Source organism: Marinobacterium sedimentorum, from assembly GCF_024267675.1.
GTDB lineage: Bacteria > Pseudomonadota > Gammaproteobacteria > Pseudomonadales > Balneatricaceae > Marinobacterium_A > Marinobacterium_A sedimentorum.
In genome coordinates, this window is record NZ_JALDYX010000070.1 from 1 (window position 1) to 4,752 (window position 4,752).

The 4,752-nt window shown below is 59.9% G+C and carries 5 protein-coding genes and 1 pseudogene; all 6 read right to left on the reverse strand.

The window, feature by feature from the left end; translation table 11 throughout:
• Nucleotides 1-817 (reverse strand): Rieske 2Fe-2S domain-containing protein (locus MRS74_RS23400; protein ID WP_254582698.1); only part of this gene is annotated, 817 nt, incomplete at its 3' end.
• Between the two features lie 99 nt (nucleotides 818-916).
• On the reverse strand, nucleotides 917-1,807 hold the full coding sequence (locus MRS74_RS23405) for a SphA family protein (protein ID WP_254582699.1): 891 nt from the start codon (nucleotides 1,805-1,807) through the stop codon (nucleotides 917-919).
• 80 nt (nucleotides 1,808-1,887) lie between these two features.
• The gene (locus tag MRS74_RS23410; protein WP_254582700.1) at nucleotides 1,888-2,424 is read right to left on the reverse strand and encodes a flavin reductase family protein; all 537 of its coding nucleotides are present in this window, start codon (nucleotides 2,422-2,424) and stop codon (nucleotides 1,888-1,890) included.
• Between the two features lies 1 nt (nucleotide 2,425).
• Nucleotides 2,426-3,667 carry a styrene monooxygenase/indole monooxygenase family protein gene (locus MRS74_RS23415; protein WP_254582701.1) on the reverse strand — a complete coding sequence of 414 codons (1,242 nt, stop codon included), beginning with the start codon at nucleotides 3,665-3,667 and terminating at the stop codon, nucleotides 2,426-2,428.
• 55 nt (nucleotides 3,668-3,722) lie between these two features.
• Complete coding sequence (locus MRS74_RS23420) at nucleotides 3,723-4,511, reverse strand: SDR family oxidoreductase (RefSeq protein ID WP_254582702.1); 789 nt, start codon at nucleotides 4,509-4,511, stop codon at nucleotides 3,723-3,725.
• Nucleotides 4,512-4,522: 11 nt separating this feature from the next.
• Nucleotides 4,523-4,752, reverse strand: a pseudogene (locus MRS74_RS23425) (dienelactone hydrolase family protein); the annotation flags it as partial.

Genomic DNA, 4,752 nt, shown 5'->3' on the forward strand with positions numbered 1-4,752 from the left:
ATGCGAACCAGCCGTCATCGGTGTCCTTGTCACCCGCGCCCAGCTTGCTGTAGTCCAGCGTCTTGCTGTTGTCCGCGGATTCCTTCTTCGACTCTTCCTGCTGACGGTGCTGCACCGTGGCGACGTAGTTGTAGTGCACCGTACTGACGTGATAGCCGTCCAGACCGTTCTCGTTCTGCAGCTTCCAGTTGCCGTCGAAGGTGTAAGACGAAGACCCCGGCAGTATTTCCAGCTCAGCCGTAGCGGACTGCGCCACCATCATGTCAAAGCCGATGCGGGCATCACCGAGGAAATCCTCCAGCGACACATCAGATTCCGTGTTGAGGTTGATAAAGACAAAGCCCTTGTAGCTGCTGATCAGCGCCTTGCGCAGCCCGCGGCTGGTCTTGTCAAAATCCTGCGGATACTCGTCCGGCGCCTTGACCTTGACCAGACGGCCGTCGGACTTGTAGCACCAGGCGTGGAAGGGACAGGTGAAAGTGGACTGGTTGCCCTTGCACACCCGGGTCAGGGTCGCGCCGCGATGCTGACAGGCATTGACCAGCGCATTCAGCTCGCCCTTGCCGTCACGGGTAATGATCATCGGCTGACGGCCGGCCTGCATGGTGAAGAAGTCGTTGGCGTTGGCAATCTGGCTTTCGTGGCAGGCAAAGATCCAGGTGTTCTCGAAGATCAGTTCCATCTCCAGATCAAACAGTTCCTGGTCGGTAAACATTTCCCGCGCTATCTTGAAAACGCGCTCATTCGGGCGAAAATCAAGCGTGCCCTCGATCTGTTGACGCCAGGCGTCCAGCTTTTGCTTGTTATTGTCGTTCATGGTTTTAATCTCCATTCACTGTTTATCTAACAGCCGGCTTTTTATGTTCAGGAAGAACGGCACGCCGCGGGCGCAGGGACGCGCAGGAGCGGTGCATGTTCAAAATGGAATAATCGTTTTTATCCAGAACGCATCGCCTTGCGGCCTGTTTTCGACCGCCATCTCTTTCTGGTATTTGGCTGAAAAGAAGAAGCCTTTTCCATTGTCAAACTTGACCGAGGGGCCTATCGCAAACGCCTGTCCCTTGTTACCGATATCGACGCCATTGAGCGCGTCATCCGTTACCTGCTTGTAGGCATAGCCGCCGACACCGACAACCCAGTTGGGCGCGATGCCATAGCCAAGCGAATAATCCGCGTGCAGCTCCTGTCCGGACTGAAAGTTCGTATCCCCGTTCTCGAAGTTGTAGTCGTACATCAACTTGACGCCCCAGTTGATGCCGGCGGGATTAATGTGGGAAGCAGCATAAACCGCCTGCACGCCCCAGTAATTGCGCCCGATATTGGCCAGTTCGCCAACACTGTATTCGCCGGTCGGGGCGAAGATATCGAAACCCACCGCGCTGTGCAGATTGGCGCTGTGGTGGTAGGCCAGTGCCGCGGTGAGGTCGAGATCACCCACGCCGCTATTGCTATCGCTCAGGCCATTGACCGAGACATCCAGATTGACCAGCGGCAGCAGCGCCGCGGCCACGAGCTGGCCACCTAAGAGGCTATGGTCGGTGACCCAGAGCAGGCGCGGCGCCACCACGTCGGCCCGCAAGCGGAAATCGATGGGCAGGCTGTTGCCGTCATTGCCGTTGAAGTCATCGGCAGCATAATGCTCGGCATAGATCAGCGGATAGACGCCCGGTGGCGGCAGCGCGCCCACCAGGTAACTTTCCGCGCCCATCGGATAATTGGAACCACCGCCCTCGGTCGCCAGGGCATCGACGGACAGCAGAGTCGCTGCAAACCCAACCAGGGTGCCGCCAAGGTACTTATTCATCATGCGTTGAGTCTCCGTTATTGTTGTTATCAAGCGGGCCTCGAAGGGCCCGCAGGTGTCACCGGGAAAGCAGCGACGGCCTTTCAGGCACACAGCTGCTGGAAGCCGCCCTTGTAGAACAGCAGCGGCTCGCCGTCCGCCTTGCTGAACGCCAGTACCCGGCCGACGATCAGCAGATGGTCACCGGCAACACGGGTGAATTCGACCTGGCATTCCAGCTGCGCCAGTGCGGCATCGAGCAGCGGCACACCGGCGCTGTTGAGTCGGTGAGATACGCCCGCGAACTTGTCGTCGGACGGGCGGGCGAATTGCATCGCCAGCGCATCCTGCTGGTGTTCCAAGATATTGACGGCGAAATCCCGTCCCTCGGCGAACGCCGACAGACTTGGCGATTTCAGCGCCAGGCTCCAGAGAATCAGCGGCGGATCCAGCGACAGCGACGAGAAGGAGTTGGCGGTTATACCAATCATCTCACCCGCTTCGGCGCCGGTAGTCGTCACGATGGTGACGCCGGTGGCAAACAGGCCGAGCGTATTGCGCAGTTCACGACTGTCGAAGGCCTGGACCTCAACAGTCTCCTCGGAACGGATGGCAGTGGTCGGTGCATTCATAGTGGTCATCTCAGGCCCCCTTCTTCAGCTGTTCATTGACAAAGTTGTTGCAGGCGTCCGCCTCCAGCCACCAGGGCATGAAAGTGGTCGGATCGTTAAAGCCGTTGGCGATGCTCGAGGCCAGCGCCGGCGACTGCTGGGCCGCACCCAGCAGGTTCAGAATGTGCTCCGGCGGCGGCAGCAGCATGCTGTTGGTCCAGGTGACCACATCGCGGGCGTAATCCCAGTAGGTCTCGAAGGTGGCCTGCATCCAGTTATCGTCGAACGGCTTGTCACCCTGCGCCTTGATCGCTTCCACATAGACAAGGCTGCACTTGGAGGCGTTGTTGGAGCCCTGACCGGTGATCGGGTCGTTGACCACCAGCGTATCGGCAATGCCCATGATTTTGCGTCCGGAGGGCAGCGTTGCCACCGGCTTGCGTATCGTGGGCGGGAAGCGTCCGGCGATAATGCCGTTATCATCAGTCAGCTCGATGGAGCGGCAGCGATCGACCTCTGCCGGAGCGAAGGTCTTGACGATCTCCAGGCTACGAGCCAGATGCTCCTGTGGTGTTTTCACATCCTGCCAGCAGTCCATCGGACCGCCCGGCACACCCTCGAAAACCATGATTTCACAGGGACCGCTTACGGTCAGTGCCGGGAAGCTGAAGTACTCGCCGACGCCCGGAATCAGGTTGAATGCGACACGGGAGAACGGCTCCATCGGCGCCATGCCGTGCACGTAGGTCAGTGCCAGTGCGCGTTGCGGCTTATCGAAGGTAGAGCGCTCGGCATCACGCTCGAACATGCCGACGATATCGCCCTTACCGGCCGCTATCAGCACCAGGTCGTAGGCCGTGGCCAGCTCCTCCAGCACGTCGATATCCACATCGCGGATCTGCAGATCGCCGCCCAGACGCACGAACTCGTCCATCCATACTGGCATCTTGATACGCTGGTCCACCGACTGTGCCGGCTTGTCCAGACGTGCCGCCCACTCGATCAGGTTACTGCCGGGTTTGGCCGGATCAGGCACGCGCAGGCCGATGCCCTCCACCGGCGGGCAGTCCTTGTCCCAGTAGTTGACCCCCAGATCGCGTTCGTTCTGCAGTGCCATATCGAACATGCACTGGCTGGACATCACCTTACCGGCCTTGATCTGCTCGCCGGTCCGGTTGGACAGGATGGATACGTCATAACCTGCCTTGAGCAGGCCGATACCGGTTTGCAGGCCCGACTGGCCCGCGCCGACGATTGCGATTTTACGTGTCATAGGATGACTCTCCTGATCTGTTTTTCTTGTAATGGCCTTGGGCCAGAGTGTTGGGTTATTCCGCCAGTTTCGGAATTGCAGGTTCCTGCTGCTCGGGTCCAAGTGCGGAGTAGCCGCCATCGACGGCGTAATCGGCGCCGGTAACAAAGCTGGCTTTGGGGGAACAAAGGAACAGCACCACCTCCGCCACCTCCTGTGGATTGCCGAGGCGGCCGAGCATGTGGAAAGGTGCCGCGACACGGTCCGCCTTTTCACGATTGCCGCCGCTGACCTCGCCGATAACACGGGACCAGGTCCAGCCCGGCGACACCGAGTTCACGCGGATACCATCCGGCGCGAAATCCAGCGCCATGCTGCGGGTCAGGTGCTTCATCGCCGCCTTGCTGGCCGGGTAGATCCAGCGTCCGGTCTGCGCCACCTGCGCCGAGATGCTGGTGAAGTTGACGATGGCGCCGGCACCACTCGCCTTCAGCCAGGGCCGGGCGAACTTGGCCGCCATTACGGCACTGATCAGGTTGATATCCAGTGCCTTGTGCCAGTCGGCGCGGCTGGATTCGACGCCGTCGTCGATATAGCTACAGGCAAGATTGACCAGATAATCGATGCCACCGAACTGCTCTGCTGTCTGTGTGGCGGCAGCCTGCAGCTGCGCGTCATCGGTGATATCGGTTTCGATGAACAGCGCGGATGTGCCCAGCTCATCGGCCAGCTTCGCGCCACCGGCAACATCGACGTCGAGGATCGCCACTTTGGCGCCTTGGGCGACAAAGGCTTTTGCCACTTCCGCCCCGATCAGGGTGGCACCGCCGGTAATCAACGCGGTGCGGTTCTCAAGAGTACTCATGATCAACCTCCTCAATGCTTGTCTGCGCTGCTGGGCCAGTTACCCATCAGCTCGTTGGAAGGCAGCGTTTCATCGAGCAGCTTGGCGGCGGTTTCGCGACCGGCTACTGGCAGACCTTCGGGATCCAGCACACCGATCTGCACCAGTACCGAGGCCTGATCCCAGTAGATGTGCTCGTGGTACAGCTTGTCGCCGCGGAACTTGACGATGGCCACCAGCGGAATCTCGACGTACTTGCCGG

Excerpts from the sequence above, each read along its gene's own strand:
- MRS74_RS23405 (WP_254582699.1), bottom strand. The coding sequence starts at position 1,807 with ATGATGAATAAGTACCTTGGCGGCACCCTGGTTGGGTTTGCAGCGACT.
- MRS74_RS23410 (WP_254582700.1), bottom strand. The coding sequence starts at position 2,424 with ATGACCACTATGAATGCACCGACCACTGCCATCCGTTCCGAGGAGACT.
- MRS74_RS23415 (WP_254582701.1), bottom strand. The coding sequence starts at position 3,667 with ATGACACGTAAAATCGCAATCGTCGGCGCGGGCCAGTCGGGCCTGCAA.
- MRS74_RS23420 (WP_254582702.1), bottom strand. The coding sequence starts at position 4,511 with ATGAGTACTCTTGAGAACCGCACCGCGTTGATTACCGGCGGTGCCACC.